Below are 18,564 nucleotides of genomic sequence, written 5' to 3'. Positions count from 1 at the left end.
TATCGTATATTTCTTCAATGTACAAAAATTAAGAAAAAATATTTCCAATTAGATAATTATTTTCCACTCCTTTAACATTAACTTTCACAATACTCTTGGCTTGAGCTTTTGATTCAAGCTTTATTAATGCAAAATTTTCTGCTCTACCGACATTATTTTGCTCAACCAGAACACTTTGCTTAGTGTTGATCAAGGATTGACAAAAACTGCTCATAATTTCTTTATTTACTTCTCTTAAATTTTTTACTCGTTCTTTACGCACATTCTCTGGTACTTGTGGCATTCGTGCAGCAGGTGTATTTTTCCGCTCTGAATATGGAAAAGCATGTAGGTAAACTATATTTGTTTTTTTCAGTAAATCAACTGTATCCTGAAACATTTCATCAGTTTCTGTTGGAAATCCAGCAATAATATCAGCGCCAAATGCTATATTAGGCCTCAAGCTCTTCATTTTATGACAAAATTCTATCACTTGTTCTCTGTTGTGACGACGCTTCATTCTCTTTAGTATTAAATTATTACCAGATTGTAGACTCAAATGTAAATGAGGCATAAGTCTTGACTCATTAGCTATTAAATCCATTAATTCGTCGTCAACTTCAGCAACATCGATAGAGGAAAGTCTTAGCCTCTTCAACTCTGGTATATCCTTTAAAACTCTCCTAATCATTGAACCAAGTGATGGCTTACCCAACAAATCTGTACCAAAGTCAGTAATATCAACCCCTGTAAACACTACTTCTTGATATCCATTTTCTACAAAGATCCTGATTTGCTCTATAATACTGTTTATTGGCACAGATCGATTATTCCCTCTTGCCTCAGTAATTGAACAAAATGTGCAGCTATGATTACAACCATTTTGAATTTCAATAAATGCCCTTGACTTATCTTCAAATCCATTAATTAGAACAGGTTCTACTTGGTTATCACTGACCAAGATTTTATCGTCATTTAGTAAGTAATTTTCAGCTTTTAGCTTATCTTGATTACCGAGCACTTTACTTACACCAGGAATGCTACTGTAAACTTCTGGATCCAACTGAACAGCACAACCAACTACGATAATTTCTTTATTTGGATCATTTTTGTAAATCTTACGTATCTTTTGCTTTACCTGACGTTCTGCTTCGTTTGTCACTGCACAGCTATGCACCACAACAACATTTTCTCTCTTTGCTTTTTTTAATGCTTCTTTGATTAACTCGCTCTCGTAAAAATTTAGACGACAACCAAATGTTATCACTTCATTCATGTTAGTATTTTTTGCTTTAATAGACCTAAATTATATCAAATATCCAAGCAAAGTCTCTTGCATGACTATTTTTTTGTAAATAAATGCTATGCAAGCAGCAGACACTGGGATCTCAACGATTTTCACTCAGACACAGTATCACTCCTTTGCTTATTATAGTCTTTTGACCTTTTTAAGATACAATCCGGATTGGATACTGAGTTGGTGAGTATAAAAGTATAGCTTCTACGTCATACCGCTGCGGTATCTCTTAGCCGCTAACAAGTAGCGGGATGACGATTGTCGGTGAATCTAAGTTACCTTAGCTACATTTCTAGCTGTAACTATAAATGTATGGATTTTTTATCGTGCCATGTTATAATTAACGTCTTGCTAAAAATTAAATATTGATGAATGAACTAAGAAAGTTAAGTATTACACAAATGCATGACGGGCTCAAAAAAAAGAGTTTTTCTGCCGTTGAACTCGTAGAGGCGCACATCAGTGCGGTTGAAAATGAGAAATTAAATGCATTTATAACAAAAACCCCAGAGATAGCAATGAAAGCTGCTAAAGCTGCAGATGAACATTTCTCTAGGCAAAAGGATGATTTAATCTCGCCGCTCATGGGTGTACCAGTTGGCATCAAAGATCTATTCTGTACAAAAGGAATAAAAACAACAGCATGCTCAAAAATGCTGGAAAATTTCGTTCCGACTTACGAATCTACGGTGTCTGACTTGCTTTTAAAAAGTGGAGCAGCCATGCTCGGTAAGCTTAATATGGATGAATTTGCTATGGGTTCTGCGAACACAAATAGCTATTTTGGCCCTGTTGAAAATGTGTGGATTAGAAAAAGCGATGGGGAAAAAGTTGTTCCTGGTGGATCATCTGGTGGATCTGCAGCATCGGTGGCTGGATTTTTATGCGCTGGAGCACTAGGGAGTGACACCGGTGGATCTGTGCGCCAACCAGCAGCTTATTGTGGAGTGGTTGGAATAAAGCCAACTTATGGAAGATGCTCGCGTTTTGGTATGATTGCATTTGCGAGTTCTCTAGATCAAGCAGGAGTCATTACTCGTTCTGTCTCTGATTCAGCATTAATGCTGGAAGCAATCTGTGGCTATGATACAAAAGATTCAATATCAAGCGAAAAGCCAGTGCCTAAATTTTCTAGCTTTATAAATGGTGATGTCAAGGGTAAGCGTATTGGTATACCAAAAGAATATAGGATGGATGGAATTTCAGAGGAAATAGTCCATAATTGGGAGAAAGTTGCTTCCTATTTAAAAGAAAATGGCGCTGAAGTTGTTGACGTTACTCTGCCACATACTAAATATGCAATACCAGTCTATTATTTAATTTGTTCTGCTGAAACTTCATCCAATCTTGCTCGTTATGACGGTGTGCGTTATGGGTTCAGGGTTGATGCTGATACCCTTGAAGAAATGTATTCACTAACAAGAGCAGAAGGTTTCGGTAAAGAGGTGAAAAGAAGAATTTTAATTGGCGCTTATGCGCTTTCCTCAGGTCATTACAATGAATATTACGAAAAAGCACAGTGTATCAGGGCATTAATCAGAAATGATTTTATAAAAGCGTTTGAAAAAATAGATTACATACTTGTGCCATCTGCTCCAACAGAAGCTTTTGGCTTAAATGAAAAGCCAGATCCGCTAATTATGTGCATCAATGATGTGTTTACTGTGCCGGCAAGTCTGGCAGGATTGCCTGCTATTTCTGTTCCTGTTGGGCTCTCCAATGAGGGTTTACCACTTGCCTTGCAAGTGATTGGAAATTATTATGATGAAGCTGGAATATTAAATGTGGCAAGTGTGATAGAGCAAAATTGCGGCAGAATAATTAGACCTCTTGCATAATCTATTTTTTGATAGTAATTTTTGCATTAAAATTTGCTTACGCTCCTCAACGTACTCTATGGTTCCATTTTTAGATGAATAGCAAAAACAGGGTATATTAATCTGTTTACAAAATTTTCGTGTAACAGTTCACACTTAATTAAACAGACTGAATTCTGTAATTTTGGGATGTTGAAAAATTTACCTCACGTTGTCATTCCAGCGCATAACGCTGAAATCCAGATTTATAGAAACGAAAAAACTTGCTTGACACATTTTGCCAACCCCCTTATTATGATGTGTAGTACAATGATACAAATTAAGAATTCCCCCATCCTGTGCTGGTTCTTCGATCTGAAATCCTACTTCTACCTGATCACAACCAATGTTAATTTGTCCTATTAATGCTTTAATAATGCCGCGCTTAGTTTGCCAATCTAGCTGTTCCAGGTTCGATTTTACACTAGAATAAAAATTCTTTATGCTATTTATAATAAGACTTATTCCTTTTTCTACTGCCTTCTGATCAACTACCTTTTTTTTCTCTTCTTCTATCCCTTGTAAGCGTTCTTTCATTTTTCTCATTGTCTGTTTAAATTCTTCCTCGCTTATATATCCTTTCTCTCCTGCATTTTCTTGACTATAATAATCTTCCATTAATTTTTCGATACCTTCTTTTATTTGATTTTCTCTTCTTGCAAACTTTTTCTCTGATGATTCATCATTTTTATTTTCTAATACTCTACGTTGGTATTCCTTTTTTATCATCTCTGGGTTTTTTAGTACATCTTTCACCTTTTCCCATACTGACCTTACCCAGAAAAAGTGGAGAGAAAGAAAGGAGTTTTTTCGGGTAAAATAAAATTTTGGAGGATTAGAAATGGCAAGAGAATACACGGCAGAATTCAAATTGGAAGCTGTTAAGCTGGCAAATGAACAAAGAAAGGTAGGTCAACCAGTTGCAAAAGTAGCAAGAGATCTAGGAATAAGGGATAGTGTATTAGGAAAATGGATGAAGAAATATAACGAAAAAAAGTCAGCGGCAAATGCATTTCCAGATGTAGCACCTTATGACAAAGAGAGATTTGATTTACAGAAAGAGTTAGCAAAAGTAACAAGAGAAAGAGACATTTTAAAAAAAGCCCTGGCCAGTCAAAAAGAGTAAAATATTTTTTCATATAGTAAACACTATAAAGTGCAGGAATTATGTAGGGTTTTCTGCTAGTGGCTACTATAAGTGGACTACAAGGAAAATAAGCAGTAGAGAATCAGCAAATAAAGAGTTATTAGCAGATATTCAAAAAATATATCAAGCTTCTAAATGTAGATATGGAGCTCCTAAAATTCATGCTGAATTAAAGGCTTTGGGTAAAAGTTGCAACTTAAAAACAGTGCAAAGTATTATGCAGAAAAATGGTATTCAGGCTATATTGAGAAGAAAATTTAAAATTAAGAAACAACAAACGGACAGTAGCTCCCAATATATTAGACCAAAACTTTATTGTCGATCAACCAAATAAAGTATGGGATTACTTATATAAAAACCAAAGAAGGATGGCTATATTTGGCAACAATAATCGATCTATATTCACGCATGGTAGTTAATGAGCAGTTCAATAAATAAACAATTGGTTATGGACTCTTTATTAATGGCCGTTAACAAGCGTAAACCTGCCAAAAATCTACTATTACATAGTGATCAAGGTTCACAATATACTTCGCAAGGTTATCAATATCTCTTATCCATAAAAAACATAGATGAGTCATAAAGGTTGTTGTTACGACAATTCTGTTGTGGAAAGCTTCTTTAGCTCATTGAAAAGAGAAATACTTATTGATACTTCACAACACTCTGCTCAACAAACTAGAACTGCAATATTTGAATACATAGAAATTTTTTATAACAAACAACGTCACTATTAACTATTGCATTCCTGAGCATTTTGATTCATCATTCTCTTTGTGAAAAACATTCCAAACTTTCTCTCCACTTTTTCTGGGTAAGGTCAGTTTCCATTTGGTTCAAACTCGGATACAATTTCCCCAGAGCTGGGTAATCTCATACCAGAACCATCTGCTGCAATAAGTCTATAGCCTCTCCAACTCAGGTTCATCCTGATAGGCTGTTTGGATGCTTAAATTCTTGAAAGCCTGTATGGCAAATCTTATACCTTGCTTTAGAAAAAGCTTGCTTTGAGGGTACATGTCAATGGCTCCATAAGTTCACATTCTATTCCCAAACTTTTTTTAACTAACTTTAAAATCATAGAAAATACTGTCGAAAAAGGAAGTTTTCTTGTTCGTGTAAAACTCAACACAATGGATTTTCTGAAAAGTTTTCGAGTATATTGCATTTTTAATTTGTAAGATAAGATCTTTTCCTTTTTGCATGCCTCACCTAAAAAAGACACATTTTAAACTTTTTTGTTGCAATAAAATAGAAACAAAAGTGCTGTCCCTTGCACTCTTTGGATAATTTAATGATAAAAAATTTGGAGAGAAATTTTATACACTATCGCTGATATTTTTCCTTAAGTTGACGCCATTGCCTGAACGGATACATGACAAATCTATCGTTTATCAAATCGTCGGTAAGCCTAAAGCTATAGCCATTAAGCACGATAAAGAAAATCATTCATAATCGCTATAGCAACTAGTGTAGACACTTGACGTTCCTTGTGATTTGATAAATAGAGGTTTTTATCTGACTTCACAACAAGGGCTTCTGGATGACTTTGAAAGTGAACATTACCATGCTTATCTTCAATAGCCTCTATTACCCCCTCACTGGAAAATGCTGCAACTTTATATCCAAGTGACTCCAATTTTCTTCTATTTTCTGGTGTATTACTTACTGCTCCTGAATGAGCATCTGGAAAATATGTTGAAAACCAGCCATTTTCATTAGGTATTAGGAATTTGGCTACTACTTCTGCTAAACGACTATTTGGAACGATCTTTATCTGCTGGAGAGGTAGATCCTCTTTCTGTGGATTAGGTGCTGATTTTAAATGAGATCTTCGTTTCTCTTCATCACTCACAACACTCACTACTTCAATTCCCTTTGCATTCATTATGCCTTCACATATGCCAAGTAAATGAATTGCAGGGTTATCATCCACTATTTTTACAATTGCTTCAGTAACAAGCTGGCGACAAGGAGTGGGTGCTGAGTGTAAATTATCCGGAATAAATATTCTATTTATTTTGTGCTCTTTAACAAACTTTGCAACTTCAACTTTTATTCGGTCTAATGTTAGCTTCTTTGCCAATGTTTCATCTTGTTTTGCAAAGATAAGCGACTTTTCTTGGATTTCTTTTAAGTTAATTATTTTATTGTAGTCAATGAGTACGGTTTTAACTCCAAAGTTATTAAACATCTCGTAGATATTTTGAGATAGCCCAAGCTCATGTGCTTCTTCCGTTTTCAACAAACCAACAACTATGTCATTATTTACTGTATTTTCTGCCGTCAAGACAGTTGACGCTGGTTCTTCTTTTCTGGTTACATGTTGAGATGCCGGTTTTTCACTAACGCCAGCATAAGTAATATTGCTTAATAATAGAACTATAATTAATAAGATATTAAATAGTTTATTATAATATTTATATACTATGACTTGCCTCCCTAATATTTATATTACGATATAGAGTATTTTATAACAAAAAGGCAAGTTTGCCAAGAAAGAGAAGGTGGCCTGAGCAGGAATCGAACCAGCGACACAAGGATTTTCAGTCCTTTGCTCTACCAACTGAGCTATCAGGCCAACTGTATACTTTTATTTTTAGATAAAAAATGTTATTATGTCTATCAAAAGTTTTTAAAGTAGTTTATAAAAATAAAGGATGAACATTAATGACAAAATAGGAATCTACCCTGGCACATTTGACCCTATAACTTTTGGGCATCTTGACATAATCAAAAGAGCGTGTAAACTAGTCGATAAATTAATAATAGGAGTTGCAGAAAACGTTAATAAGCATACTGCCTTTGACACAAAGCTACGCACAAGCATGGCTGAAAATGAAATCAAAGGGCTAGGAATTGATGCAGATGTTATATCTTTTAATGGGTTGCTAGTGAAGTTTGCCAAAGAGCAGAATGCTTCTGTTATTATTAGGGGATTAAGAGCAGTATCGGATTTTGATTACGAGTTTCAAATGAGCTGGGTAAATTATAAACTTCTTCCTGAAATCGAAACCATATTTCTTCCTGCTTCTGAAGATACTCAATTTATCTCATCAAGCTTTGTAAAGGAAATAGCAAGATTAGGAGAAGATGTTAGCAAATTTGTATCAAAAGGTGTTCAAAACGAATTGATTAACCTGAATAGGATAAAAAATGGAGAATAGTGCTTGTTGTTTTTTATTTCTGAATGGGTATATTCAATATATAAAATGTTATAAGCTAAAGGAGCAGCATGTCAAAAGTGAGGGTTAATAATAGAAAAGTTTGTTGTCATGGTGATGAGAATGATGAGGGTTCCGGCCATCCATTAATATATTTAGATATGGGAGAAGAAGAGGAAATAGCCTGCCCTTATTGTGAAAAGACGTTTGTCCATGACTGCACTGTAGAAGCGGTTGGGGAGCTGACTAGGGATGAGCTCTAATGGCACTTCTGCAGACTTAGCTTATGTAAATAGCAATAAGAGGGGCAGTAAAAATGAAACTGTCCATACGGTCGAGCACTCCCCCATGGCCAGGTATCATATTTCCACTATCTTTAACACCGTAAGCTCTTTTAACAAGCGACTCAGTGAAATCGCCAAGTTGCGCTAGAATAGCAATTGCAAGGCCAATGATTGGAGAATAAAAAATTGAAAATAGACCAAAAAATATTGATCCAAAAATTGTGCACACTACTCCAGCTAAAATCGCACCAAGAAGTCCTGCCCAAGTTTTTCCAGGGCTAATAATTGGGCAAATTTTAGCTCCACCAAAATTCTTGCCAAACAGGTAGGCAGTAACGTCAATTCCCCAAATGGTTAAGACGAACCATACTAATGCGTATTTTCCCTGTGGTAGATTATATAAATATATTAATGAGGCGCTTGGTAGTGCAATCAATAATAATGCAAAAACGTATAAAATTTTGTTTCCCTGGGTTAGATTATACCATTCAAAAGAAGATAAAACTGCTATCGAAAAAATCAATAGGTAAAACGATAAATCACTGAAATATGTAGCAAAGGAAAATATGAATAATATTACTATTGAGGACAACATTCTAATTATAAAATTATTATCTACCATATTTTTTCTCTCTTTTTGTATAATCTTCTAATGCTTTACTCAAATCTTGACAAGAAAAATCAGGCCATAAAGTATCACAAAAATACAATTCAGCATAAGCTGCTTGCCATAATAAAAAGTTGCTTAACCTTTTTTCGCCGCCAGTGCGAATTAATAAATCCAATTTTGGCAAATCTTTAGTATACAGAAATTTTTCAAATTCCTCTTCTGATACATAAGCAATATTTTCTTTTATAATATTGCTTATAGCTTGTGTAATTTCTTGCTTTGCTCCGTAACTGACTGCCACAGTGAGTAATAAACCATCGTTCTTATGTGTCATTTCTTCTGCTTTTTTAATTTGATCCAATATTTTACTGGGTAACAGACTTAAATTGCCAATAAAATTCAACTTAATGTTACAATTGTAAATGAAATTGACTTTATCTTCATTAGTTAAAACGGAGTAAAATAAATCAAATAGACAGTCAGTTTCGTTTTTAGGTCTAAGCCAATTCTCCATAGAGAATGCATACAAAGTTAAGTAGGGTATAGTTAAGTCCGTACAATACTTGGCAATATCGTATGCAACTTCACTGCCCTTTTTATAACCATCAATTTTTACCCTTCCTTGATTGTTCGCCCATCTACCATTACCATCCATAATAATTGCTAAATGTTTCGGTAAAGATTCTTGATTCAACATTTAAATTTAACCTAATTTTGACTTGAGTGAAATTTTTTGGATTTCAATGGACACCTGGAAGGTGTCAGCTACTTGCATGACAGGAAGAGAGTTACTGTAGTGACACCAATAGTTGATACTTGAATGCAAAATTGGTGTCATCCCAGTGCTCCGACACTGGGATCCAGGAAATTTGATTTCAAACAAGTGCATCAGATAGTTGTATAGTAAAGACTGGATTCCAGTGTCAAACACTGGAATGACATCATTTGCTATGTAAGCTTTCTCCATATCATTTAGTGATTCAGTATATCCTTTTCTTTGATGGACAATTCACCATCAATCTTTTTTATATTATCATCAGTAATATTTTGTATTTCCTTCTTAGCACCATGAAAATCATCTTCTGAGATTTCTTTATTTTCCTTCATTTTTTCTGTTTCTTCCATAATATCTCTACGTATATTTCTAATGGCAATCCGTGCATTTTCAGCAAACTGATGCAATAATTTCACTAATTTTTCACGGGTTTCTTGTGTCAAGTCCGGAAGAGCTATACGTATGGTGCTACCCTCGACAACAGGATTTAAATTCAGGTTAGCATTTAATATAGCGTTTTTCACTTCACCTACAACACTAATGTCCCAAACTTTAATTGATAGGGTTTTGTTATCTATAACCGAAACGCCTGCAACTTGATTTAACTTTTGATGCCCACCATAGATGTTTACAACTATACCATCAAGCAAAGATGCACTAGCTCTACCAGTGCGTACGCCTTTAATATCATCATGAAAGGACTGAATAGTTTTTAGCATTCTTTCTTTTGTTTTAGCTTTTATTTCATTTAACATAAATTACCTACTGTTTACAATCTGAAACTATAGTATAAGTACCTTGACCCTTAATAATATTGACTATTTTTTCTCCCTTCAAAGAAAAAACTATAATTGGAATAGAATTCTCACGAGCAAGTGAAATTGCTGATGCATCCATAACTTTTAAATCACGAGTCAATAAATCCGTGTAAGAAAGCCTATCATACATTACAGCATCCTCATTTTTTTTCGGATCAGCGGAGTATACACCATTTACTTGCGTACCCTTTAGAATAACATCACAATTCATTTCAACAGCACGTAAGGCTGCAGCTGTATCTGTAGTAAAAAATGGGTTGCCTGTGCCTGCTGCAAAAATTACCACTCTACCTTTTTCTAAATGACGAATAGCTTTCCTTCTGATGTAAGGTTCGCATACAGTGGCCATGGGTATTGCAGATAATACCCTAGAAGCTACTAAATTTTTTTCTAAAAAGTTTTGTAAAATTAAAGCATTGATTATAGTTGCAAGCATTCCAATATAATCACTGCTTGCTCTTTCACAACCACTTAAAGACGCAGATGTGCCACGAAAGATATTACCACCACCAACAACAATACATACCTGAACTCCAAGATTACAAACTTCAACTATGCCTTTAGATAACTCACCTATAGTCTCCATATCGTGACCAAATTGCTTTGATCCCATCAAAGCCTCACCAGAGATTTTAAATAACACCCTGGAATATTTTATTTCGCTTTTTTCATTTGTTGAAATAAACATTTTTTGCTATTTAATCTGCATCACCCAAAACAAGTAACTTGTAATTAGAGAGTTTAACAGCACTCAACTCGCTTGATTTTATAAAATCAGAAATCTTCATCTTATCATCCTTTATAAATTTTTGCTCCAGTAAAACAACTTCTTCATAGTACTTAGCCATTCGTCCATCTACTATTTTTTTTGCTACTTCTTCAGGTTTATTTAAGCTCCTCACTTGCTCTTCAATTATAGAACGTTCGTTGTTCAACTTCATTTGATCTAAATCATCTATAGACAAAGCTTCAGGCTTCATAGCAACTACATGCATAGCTATTTGTTTCCCAATCTCTTGTAGCTTCGCCTTATCACCAGATGATTGCAATGCAATTAAAGCACCAATCTTACCTAAGCCACACACATCACCATGTACGTAGCCAGCAATAACTCCATCCTTAGCTTCTAAGTAACAAAGCTTGCTTAACTCTAGCTTCTCACCAAGAACTGACGTACCATTCATAATAGCTTCCTGCACTGTGCCAATGCTTTCATACTTGGCATTTTTTAACTCATCAACGCTAGTACAGCGTTCTTGATGAGCAATTGATGCTAAATTTAAAACTAACTCTATAAATTTCTCATTCCTTGCGACAAAATCGGTTTCGCAATTGAGTTCAATCAATACACCACAATTTTCAGTCAAACACATAGCAACGAGCCCATCTGAAGCTACTCTATCAGATTTTTTGTCAGCTTTAGCAAGACCTATTGTACGTAACTTATCAACGGCTTTCTTAATGTCACCATCACATTCTTCTAATGCTTTTTTACAGTCACTTAAGCCAAGCCCTGTTCTATCACGTAATTCTCTTATATCATCTGGATTCATCTTCATTTGTTACTACCTCCCTTTCTTCTTCTTTGTAAACTTTACTACGTCTCCTTTTAGTTTGCACAATACCATCTTCTTTTTCTTGAATAAACTCATCACCCCTTATATCATCAATCTTAACTCCAGATTTTGCTAGACTAGACTCTATTCCAGCTAATATAGAGTCGGTAGCTAATTTACAATAGAGCTCTATTGATTTTCTTGAGTCATCATTTCCAGGTATTAGATAAGTAATACCATCTGGATCAGAATTAGTATCAAGTATTGCAACTATTGGAATTCCTAACTTCTTAGCCTCCTTAACCGCTATATGCTCTTTATTAGTATCAATGATGAATAAGATATCAGGAATTGCTCCCATTTCTCTAATACCGCCAAGCGCCTTATCAAGCTTTTGCTTTTTCTTTTCAATGTTTCCCAATTCTTTCTTTGTTAAAATGCTATCCTCGTCATTTAATATTTTCTCATATTGCATCAAGGTTTTTATCGAAGAAGAAACAGTGCCCCAATTAGTAAGCATACCACCAAGCCAACGATGATTCACATAATATTGACCACAACGAATCGCTTCACTTGCAATAATATCAAAAGCTTGAAACTTTGTACCAACAAATAGAATGCGACCACCTTGAAATGCAACGTCATATAAAGCCTTCATGGCCACCTGTAGCAATGGTAGTGTTTTTCGCAAATCAATTATATGTATACGATTTTCTTGATGCACTCCATATATGTATGGAGCCATTTTTGCGTTCCAGCGACTAATTTTGTGACCAAAATGTACACCAGATTCAGCTAAATCACGCACAGTGACTTTAGGCAAATTTGTCATATATCATTCCTCCAAATAGTTTATCTTCCATGGCATAACCCTAATGGGACTACTTGTACAAGCCATGTGTGAAATTAAATTATTTACATAGTAATAGAAAAGACAGCAAAGCGCAAACAAAAAATATTGACAAAGGGCAACATGTTTATTAGCTTTAAAGTTGAAGCCCGAAAATGCTAAAAAGAAATTAGGGGGGTGTAGCTCAGTTGGTTAGAGCGCATGCCTGTCACGCATGAGGTCGTGAGTTCAAGTCTCATCACTCCCGCCATATTAGTTTTAGCATAACTTAGAATTCGCAGTATTATTGCCGGTATTGAGAAACGCCTTCACCAAACTTGACATGGCATGGTATTGTAATTAATACTTAAATAGGTTTGTTTTTATCATTAACAATTAGGATTAAATATGCTCATTTCTGAAGTTTTTGCAGCAGATGCAACTAGCAATACATCAAGTATCGGCGCATCTTTTGCTAGTTTTATTCCACTGATTTTAATATTTGTGGTATTTTATTTTCTCATTATTCGCCCGCAACAAAAAAAACTAAAAGAACATAGAAAGATGATAGATCAAATAAAACGTGGTGATACAGTCATTACTTCTGGTGGAATAATAGGTGAAGTTAATAAAGTTGATGAGGCAAATGCACAATTTATAATAGAAATAGCACCAAAAGTTGAGATAAAAGTTCTAAAGTCCGCTATATCTGAGGTTTTAAGCAAAGAAACTCAAAAAGTAGCAGCTAAACCAATTAAAAAGGTAAAATCGAAAGAATGATAAAAAGAATATAAATCAACCAGTAATAAAGGCAAAAATGCTTAACATGTTTAGAAAAAAGTTTGTTTGGTGATCCATTTGTGTGCGGAATATTTGGTGTAGTAAGTAGCGGTGATTCAGTAATACCAACCTTACTAACTGGGTTACAAAAATTGGAATATAGGGGATATGATTCCTCAGGTATAGCAATCATAAATAACGAAGGTAAGATAGAAGTCAAAAAATCAGAAGGTAAAGTCGAAAGGTTATGTGAAGTTGTTGATGACAGCAAGATGTCTCACAGTACAGTTGGTATAGCACATACTCGCTGGGCTACACATGGAGTCCCAGGCCTTAAAAATGCTCACCCCATTCGTACAAATAATGTTGTTGTTGCTCATAACGGCATAATTGAGAATTACAATCTGCTAAAAAAGGGTCTAGAAGAAAGGGGCATGTCATTCCATACTGACACTGACACAGAGATCATACCAAACATGCTAACCTTATATCTTGATGAAGGATTGTCGCCAATTGATTCTCTATTTAAGTGTTTAAACAACTTACATGGCTCATTTGCCTTGGTCTTATTATTTGCAGAATATCCAGACGCCTTATTTGTTGCGAAGAGAAATTTGCCTTTAGCAATAGGCTATAACTGTAACACAGTGTTTGCTGCATCTGACTCTAATGCTTTAAGTGCATTTGTGGAAAGAATATCGCATTTGGAAGATGATGACATTGCAGTGATAAAATCTAGTGGAGTTAGTATATACAACAATGGTACACAAGTTAAACGCAGTATAGAAAATAGTAGTCCAAGTGATTTTCTAATTAGCAAAAATGGTTACCCTAGCTTCATGTTAAAAGAGATTTTTGAGCAACCGCGTGCATTAAACAAAACAATAAATCAATTTTACAAGCAATATAAAGAGGTAATATTTGCTAACAAAAAATTGTTTTCTGAGCTGAGTTACATTACTATAGTTGGATGCGGGTCATCTTATTTTGCTGGGCTAATAGCAAAGTATTGGCTGGAAAATGTCGCTCAAGTTCGAGTATATCTAGAAATCTCATCAGAATTTAGGTATAGCAACGTCAAGCTGGAAGAAGGCAGCATTGGGTTATTTATCTCTCAATCTGGTGAAACTGCAGATACCATAGAAGCGCTGCGTTATGCAAAATCACAGAAGCAAACAATCATTAGTATAACTAATACATTTAGCAGCAGCATTGAAAAGATCTCAGATATTGTGTTACATACTCTTGCTGGGCCAGAAATTGGTGTTGCTTCAACAAAAACCTTTTCTGCGCAACTTGCAACTTTAGCATGCTTTGCCGTGGAGCTTGGAAAAATAAAAGGTGTACTGGGTGGAGAGAGAATAAAACAGCTAAGCAACGCTATTAACTCTATTCCCGAGTATGTTGAGCACGTTTTGAATGTGATGAAAATACAACATATATCGGACAGTATATTAGAACACAATAACGTTATTTTAATCGGCAGAGGAAGTTCATACGGAGTTGCAATGGAAGGCGCATTGAAAATAAAAGAGCTTTCATATATCAATACAACTGGTATTGCAGCGGGAGAAATGAAGCATGGTTCTATTGCTTTAATAGACTCTACTGTGCTTGTTATAGCAATTATCCCTTATGATGATTTATTCTTTAAAACGCTATCTAATATACAAGAGATTATTGCAAGAAAAGGCAAAGTAATTGCCTTCAGTGATAAACAAGGAGCGCCATTCCTAAGGGGAGTTTGCGCAGATGTGGTGCAACTTCCAGACACTGATAATTTTATCTCTCCAATCATCTACAGTGTTGCTATGCAATTCCTTGCTTACTTTACTGCAGCAAAAAAAGGGTTAGATGCAGATTGTCCAAGAAATTTAGCTAAGTCTGTCACGGTTGAGTAGTCCATTTAAAGTTAAAGCTAAACTTCTAATTAAGGTGACCAGACTGCATTCTGTGATTTTTAGCAAAACACGATACACAATCGTCATTCCGCTACTTGTTAGCGGAATCTATGCCGAGATACCGCGGCGGTATGAAGGTTCGCGGTGGTATGACGGTTAAGTAATTCGTCATCCCGCTGCTTGTTAGCGGGATCTAGAGATACCGCGGCGGTATGACGGTTCGCGGCGGCATAGCTATCTTCAAAAATATGGTTGAATAATTGTTAATAATAGTGTATAATTATTAATATTTTTAAGCACTTTGGCTATGGCTTTATCTAAGTTTCTCGACCCTAAGCTGGATTTAACCTTCAAAAAAATATTTGGCACTGAAAAAAATAAGAATATTCTCATACATTTTTTGAATGATATTTTAGGGTTTACCGAGATAAATACTATACAAGAAGTGGAATTCCTCAGTACTATAATGGATCCTGAAATTGCCTCTGATAAGCAAAGTATAGTTGATGTTCTTTGCAGGGACTCTAGTGGGGCTAGGTATGTGATTGAAATGGTGCGACCTGAAAGCCTTCGGTCATATTGTTTAAAAGGAGAGGAATTCATTCAGAAAGAAACTGAAAGGATTCTAAAGCTTATTGAACCAGATGTTTTGCCATCTGAGTCTACGCATCAGTGCGAATTGGGTAACCAGTTGGTGCCGAGCGACGCGGACAATGAACCTCCTCTTGATAAAGAAGATGCTCAATCGTGAGAGAAAGCATAAACTACAAGCATCATGTGGTTGGAGGGCTAGGCTTAGTGGTATGGTGAACGTAAGTGAAGCTTCATAAGTATCGTAACGATTAAAGAGCTAAAGATGCTGATAAGCTCCGACCAAAAGGTAATGTGGATGAGTTACATTTTTCATTTCTGGATGTACGCAAATAATAATTCCACCGGTATAGAGAAGCCACCTAACCCACTATTGTATGACAAAAGGAACAGGATAAGCCTGTATTTTCGCCTATATGGCAGGCAACCCGCAAGGAATGCTGATGGATGTGCAGGTAAAGGATAATGGAGAAAGCGAATGCCATTTTGTAACGAAATGGATAGAATTTGTAACATTAATTCGCGTGAAAACGAGCAGACTTCCATTTGGTCCCTCATGACAAGAAACTTTGTTAACCACTTAAGGTAGGAAAGCAGATGATTACAAGTACAACTGTAAGTGCACCTACCAATAACTCCGAAGCATGGAACCAGTTACCCTGGAAGAAATGCCAAAAAGTTGTTATGAGGCTACAGAGGCGTATTGTTAAGGCTGTCCAACAAGGCAGATGGGGTAAGGTGAAAACTTTACAACACCTTCTCACACGCTCTTTTAGCGGCAAAGCTTTGGCGGTTAAGAGAGTAACTGAAAACCAAGGAAAAAACACAGCAGGTGTAGATCGTCAAATATGGTCAACTTGCAACACAAAATTTCAAGGAATAAAGCTATTAAAACAAAGAGGATACAAACCTTCTCCGCTAAAACGGATATACATCAGTAAGTCTAATGGCAAAAGAAGACCTCTTGGAATCCCTACGATAAAAGATAGAGCCATGCAAGCATTATACTTGTTTGCTTTGGAACCGATAGCTGAAACGATCAGTGATCGTCACTCTTATGGTTTTAGACCAAAAAGATCCTGCGCAGACGCTACTGTGGCTTGTCACTTGTTACTGGCAAGCCGTAACCAACTACAATGGATACTCGAAGGTGATATTAAAGGGTGTTTTGATAACATTAACCATGAATGGCTCATGAAGCATATTCCTATGGAGAAGAAAATTCTTCATAGCTGGTTAAAAGCTGGCTTCCTAGAATCAAAAACTCTGTATTCCACAACTGCAGGTACCCCACAAGGTAGTATCATCTCTCCAATACTAGCAAATCTAGCCCTAAATGGACTTGAAAAATCATTGGAAAGTCAATTTGGTAAACTTGGCAGTAAAAGAAGAAGCAAAATCAGAAGTGGAGTAAATGTAATCAGGTACGCAGATGACTTTATCATTTCAGGAATCACACGTGAAGTACTGGAAAATGAAGTAAAACCTCTAGTATCGTCCTTTCTTCAGGAGAGAGGTCTTATCCTTTCCGAAGAGAAAACAAAAATTACATCTATTACAACAGGGTTTGACTTTCTTGGTTGTAATGTACGCAGGTATAATAAGAAGTTAATTATAAAACCTTCAAAAGAAAGTATTAAGAAACTTCTTAATAAAGCACGTACATTGATAAAGGCAAACATAGCGAACACTCAGGCCGTACTAATCAAGTTGCTCAATTCCCTATTAAGGGGATGGGGAAATTACTACAGCCATGTGTGTGCGAAAAGAGCTTTTAACAAAATAGACCATGAAATTATGTGTGCTCTATGGAAATGGGCAAAGAAAAGACATCCTCGTAAAGGATTACGTTGGATAAAGAATCGTTACTTCAAGGTAATGAAACAACGCCAATGGGTCTTTGCTGCACCCATATGCAAGAACAAACCGAAAGAGATAAGGTATTTAAGACTGCTTAGGTTGATTGATATACCTATCAGACGACATGTTAAAATCAGGGCGGATGCAAATCCACTTGACTTAAAATGGAAAAAGTATTTTGATGAAAGAGTGAAACAAACAAAAATGTTAGCAAGCTCTTTCTCAAGAGAAGGTTCTCTACTGTTGGTGTCACCATTAAGAATGATGTTTTCTGAGGAATCATGAAGGACAAGCCGGTTCGAGAAAAGAAGGACTTAGATAAGGGGCTCAAGCGTAGTGTGGGGAAACCTGCATGCTGCGTTTCTAAGGGAGGGAGTAGTAGCAATACTACTTCCTTACCTAACCCAGCTTGCTCGTGATAAAGGCTTTGAAAAACGTGCTCAACTTTATGCTGCTAAGGCTTACTCAAGGCAGGCTGATAAAGGTGGTAAGTACATTGATTTAAAGAAGGTTTTCTTTATTGCTATTTCTAACTGTAATTTATTTCCTGATAAGCTTGATTATATATCTAGCCATACCATAAGAGATGAAAAAACTAACGAGCATGACTTAAAAGATTTTCAATTTATTTTCATTGAGTTACCAAAGTTTCCTAAGAGTAGAGAAGAGCAGCTAGAAAATGTAGTAGATCGTTGGCTATTTTTCTTCAAATATGCAGAAGAAACGACCGATGAAGATTTAAGAAAAATAGCAGAAAAATCACCAATAATAAAGCTAGCATATGATGAGTTAGACAAATTTCATTGGAATGAGAAAGATCTGGTAGCTTATGAAGAAAGGGTCATGGATTTACAGAAAGAAGCTGCTATTTGGGAACAACGTCTTGATGATGCTACTGAAAAAGGTAGAGAAGAAGGTATCCTCATCGGACATGAAAAAGGCAGAAAAGCAGAGAAAATTGAGGTCGCAAGGAATCTACTTAAAGCAGGAGTTTCTATTGACATTATAACTCAAACTACTGGTCTTTCTGTTGATTATATTGAGAAAATTCAAGAAAAGAAGTTTTAGCCATAACGTTTTTTTATTAAACCCTCTATTCTAGTAATTTTAATATTGC

The 18,564-nt window shown here is 35.7% G+C and carries 22 protein-coding genes, 2 tRNA genes and 2 pseudogenes; 14 read left to right on the top strand and 12 right to left on the bottom strand.

Features of this window, described 5'->3' with window-relative positions:
- Positions 1 to 28 precede the first annotated feature (28 nt).
- A complete protein-coding gene (mtaB, locus tag ACFEL3_RS01500) occupies positions 29 to 1,255 on the bottom strand; it encodes a tRNA (N(6)-L-threonylcarbamoyladenosine(37)-C(2))-methylthiotransferase MtaB (RefSeq protein ID WP_010082135.1) in 1,227 nt (408 codons plus the stop codon).
- 389 nt (positions 1,256 to 1,644) lie between these two features.
- Here mtaB and gatA point away from each other — a divergent pair, with 389 nt between their 5' ends.
- On the top strand, positions 1,645 to 3,114 hold the full coding sequence (gene gatA / locus ACFEL3_RS01495; protein ID WP_010962643.1) for an Asp-tRNA(Asn)/Glu-tRNA(Gln) amidotransferase subunit GatA: 1,470 nt from the start codon (positions 1,645 to 1,647) through the stop codon (positions 3,112 to 3,114).
- Between the two features lie 180 nt (positions 3,115 to 3,294).
- Here gatA and ACFEL3_RS01490 read toward each other — a convergent pair whose 3' ends face one another.
- Positions 3,295 to 3,888, bottom strand: coding sequence for a hypothetical protein (locus ACFEL3_RS01490; RefSeq protein WP_244226866.1), 594 nt, complete (start codon positions 3,886 to 3,888; stop codon positions 3,295 to 3,297).
- 85 nt (positions 3,889 to 3,973) lie between these two features.
- Between ACFEL3_RS01490 and ACFEL3_RS01485 the strand changes: the two genes are divergently transcribed.
- The 4 genes from ACFEL3_RS01485 to ACFEL3_RS01470 all read left to right on the top strand — a co-directional run bounded on the left by ACFEL3_RS01485 (position 3,974) and on the right by ACFEL3_RS01470 (position 5,016).
- Positions 3,974 to 4,258, top strand: a complete 285-nt coding sequence (locus ACFEL3_RS01485) for a transposase (protein WP_038198869.1) — start codon at positions 3,974 to 3,976, stop codon at positions 4,256 to 4,258.
- Between the two features lies 1 nt (position 4,259).
- Positions 4,260 to 4,613 (top strand): IS3 family transposase, encoded by a 354-nt coding sequence (locus tag ACFEL3_RS01480; protein ID WP_375316781.1) that lies wholly within the window; start codon positions 4,260 to 4,262, stop codon positions 4,611 to 4,613.
- Between the two features lie 114 nt (positions 4,614 to 4,727).
- Positions 4,728 to 4,862, top strand: a complete 135-nt coding sequence (locus ACFEL3_RS01475) for a hypothetical protein (RefSeq protein WP_375316771.1) — start codon at positions 4,728 to 4,730, stop codon at positions 4,860 to 4,862.
- Positions 4,852 to 5,016: an IS3 family transposase gene (locus ACFEL3_RS01470; protein ID WP_080717614.1), complete on the top strand. Its 165-nt coding sequence runs from the start codon at positions 4,852 to 4,854 to the stop codon at positions 5,014 to 5,016. Before ACFEL3_RS01475 ends, ACFEL3_RS01470 begins: the two co-directional genes overlap by 11 nt.
- Positions 5,017 to 5,105: 89 nt before the next feature.
- Here ACFEL3_RS01470 and ACFEL3_RS01465 read toward each other — a convergent pair.
- The 3 genes and pseudogenes from ACFEL3_RS01465 to ACFEL3_RS01455 form a co-directional block, all read right to left on the bottom strand.
- Positions 5,106 to 5,484: pseudogene (locus ACFEL3_RS01465) on the bottom strand (IS4 family transposase); the annotation flags it as partial.
- Positions 5,485 to 5,705: 221 nt separating this feature from the next.
- Positions 5,706 to 6,569, bottom strand: coding sequence for a gamma-glutamyl-gamma-aminobutyrate hydrolase family protein (locus ACFEL3_RS01460; protein WP_022626263.1), 864 nt, complete (start codon positions 6,567 to 6,569; stop codon positions 5,706 to 5,708).
- Between the two features lie 218 nt (positions 6,570 to 6,787).
- Positions 6,788 to 6,860 (bottom strand) — tRNA-Phe (locus ACFEL3_RS01455).
- Positions 6,861 to 6,939: 79 nt separating this feature from the next.
- Here ACFEL3_RS01455 and coaD point away from each other — a divergent pair.
- A complete protein-coding gene (gene coaD, locus ACFEL3_RS01450) occupies positions 6,940 to 7,446 on the top strand; it encodes a pantetheine-phosphate adenylyltransferase (RefSeq protein WP_006279325.1) in 507 nt (168 codons plus the stop codon).
- Between the two features lie 68 nt (positions 7,447 to 7,514).
- Entirely contained in the window at positions 7,515 to 7,706 is a 192-nt protein-coding gene (locus ACFEL3_RS01445; RefSeq protein ID WP_006279326.1) for a zinc-finger domain-containing protein, read from the top strand.
- A 16-nt stretch (positions 7,707 to 7,722) separates the two neighbouring features.
- Here the strand turns inward: ACFEL3_RS01445 and ACFEL3_RS01440 are convergent, their stop codons facing one another.
- Genes ACFEL3_RS01440 through rpsB form a run of 7 tightly spaced genes read right to left on the bottom strand, consistent with a single transcriptional unit; the run spans position 7,723 to position 12,318 of the window.
- Positions 7,723 to 8,349 carry a phosphatidate cytidylyltransferase gene (locus ACFEL3_RS01440; RefSeq protein ID WP_010082212.1) on the bottom strand — a complete coding sequence of 209 codons (627 nt, stop codon included), beginning with the start codon at positions 8,347 to 8,349 and terminating at the stop codon, positions 7,723 to 7,725.
- Positions 8,339 to 9,034: a polyprenyl diphosphate synthase gene (uppS, locus tag ACFEL3_RS01435; protein WP_006279327.1), complete on the bottom strand. Its 696-nt coding sequence runs from the start codon at positions 9,032 to 9,034 to the stop codon at positions 8,339 to 8,341. The genes ACFEL3_RS01440 and uppS overlap by 11 nt, the downstream gene beginning before the upstream one ends.
- Before the next feature lie 6 nt (positions 9,035 to 9,040).
- The gene (locus tag ACFEL3_RS06835; protein WP_010962657.1) at positions 9,041 to 9,304 is read right to left on the bottom strand and encodes a hypothetical protein; all 264 of its coding nucleotides are present in this window, start codon (positions 9,302 to 9,304) and stop codon (positions 9,041 to 9,043) included.
- Between the two features lie 5 nt (positions 9,305 to 9,309).
- On the bottom strand, positions 9,310 to 9,867 hold the full coding sequence (gene frr, locus ACFEL3_RS01425) for a ribosome recycling factor (RefSeq protein WP_010962658.1): 558 nt from the start codon (positions 9,865 to 9,867) through the stop codon (positions 9,310 to 9,312).
- A gap of 7 nt (positions 9,868 to 9,874) precedes the next feature.
- Complete coding sequence (gene pyrH, locus ACFEL3_RS01420; RefSeq protein ID WP_369800793.1) at positions 9,875 to 10,612, bottom strand: UMP kinase; 738 nt, start codon at positions 10,610 to 10,612, stop codon at positions 9,875 to 9,877.
- Between the two features lie 16 nt (positions 10,613 to 10,628).
- Complete coding sequence (gene tsf, locus ACFEL3_RS01415; protein WP_070356839.1) at positions 10,629 to 11,489, bottom strand: translation elongation factor Ts; 861 nt, start codon at positions 11,487 to 11,489, stop codon at positions 10,629 to 10,631.
- A complete protein-coding gene (gene rpsB, locus ACFEL3_RS01410) occupies positions 11,470 to 12,318 on the bottom strand; it encodes a 30S ribosomal protein S2 (RefSeq protein ID WP_010962661.1) in 849 nt (282 codons plus the stop codon). The genes tsf and rpsB overlap by 20 nt, the downstream gene beginning before the upstream one ends.
- Positions 12,319 to 12,509: 191 nt before the next feature.
- On the opposite strand from rpsB, the gene ACFEL3_RS01405 reads away from it, so the two are divergent.
- From ACFEL3_RS01405 to ACFEL3_RS01375, 7 genes and pseudogenes are all read left to right on the top strand, one after another.
- Positions 12,510 to 12,586: transfer RNA gene (locus tag ACFEL3_RS01405), tRNA-Asp, on the top strand.
- Positions 12,587 to 12,723: 137 nt separating this feature from the next.
- The gene (yajC, locus tag ACFEL3_RS01400; protein ID WP_010081840.1) at positions 12,724 to 13,095 is read left to right on the top strand and encodes a preprotein translocase subunit YajC; all 372 of its coding nucleotides are present in this window, start codon (positions 12,724 to 12,726) and stop codon (positions 13,093 to 13,095) included.
- Between the two features lie 80 nt (positions 13,096 to 13,175).
- Positions 13,176 to 14,996: a glutamine--fructose-6-phosphate transaminase (isomerizing) gene (gene glmS / locus ACFEL3_RS01395; protein ID WP_010962662.1), complete on the top strand. Its 1,821-nt coding sequence runs from the start codon at positions 13,176 to 13,178 to the stop codon at positions 14,994 to 14,996.
- Positions 14,997 to 15,303: 307 nt separating this feature from the next.
- Positions 15,304 to 15,549 (top strand): annotated as a pseudogene (locus tag ACFEL3_RS01390) (PD-(D/E)XK nuclease family transposase); the annotation flags it as partial.
- Between the two features lie 454 nt (positions 15,550 to 16,003).
- The gene (locus ACFEL3_RS01385) at positions 16,004 to 16,147 is read left to right on the top strand and encodes a hypothetical protein (RefSeq protein ID WP_173862902.1); all 144 of its coding nucleotides are present in this window, start codon (positions 16,004 to 16,006) and stop codon (positions 16,145 to 16,147) included.
- A 37-nt stretch (positions 16,148 to 16,184) separates the two neighbouring features.
- A complete protein-coding gene (gene ltrA / locus ACFEL3_RS01380) occupies positions 16,185 to 17,732 on the top strand; it encodes a group II intron reverse transcriptase/maturase (protein WP_006280223.1) in 1,548 nt (515 codons plus the stop codon).
- A 63-nt stretch (positions 17,733 to 17,795) separates the two neighbouring features.
- Complete coding sequence (locus tag ACFEL3_RS01375; RefSeq protein ID WP_265041354.1) at positions 17,796 to 18,515, top strand: Rpn family recombination-promoting nuclease/putative transposase; 720 nt, start codon at positions 17,796 to 17,798, stop codon at positions 18,513 to 18,515.
- The last annotated feature ends 49 nt before the right edge of the window (positions 18,516 to 18,564 follow it).

The organism is Wolbachia endosymbiont (group A) of Opomyza germinationis, assembly GCF_964264765.1.
GTDB lineage: Bacteria > Pseudomonadota > Alphaproteobacteria > Rickettsiales > Anaplasmataceae > Wolbachia > Wolbachia pipientis.
Note: the sequence above shows the minus strand (reverse complement) of the source record. Positions and strands in the feature narration are given on the sequence as shown.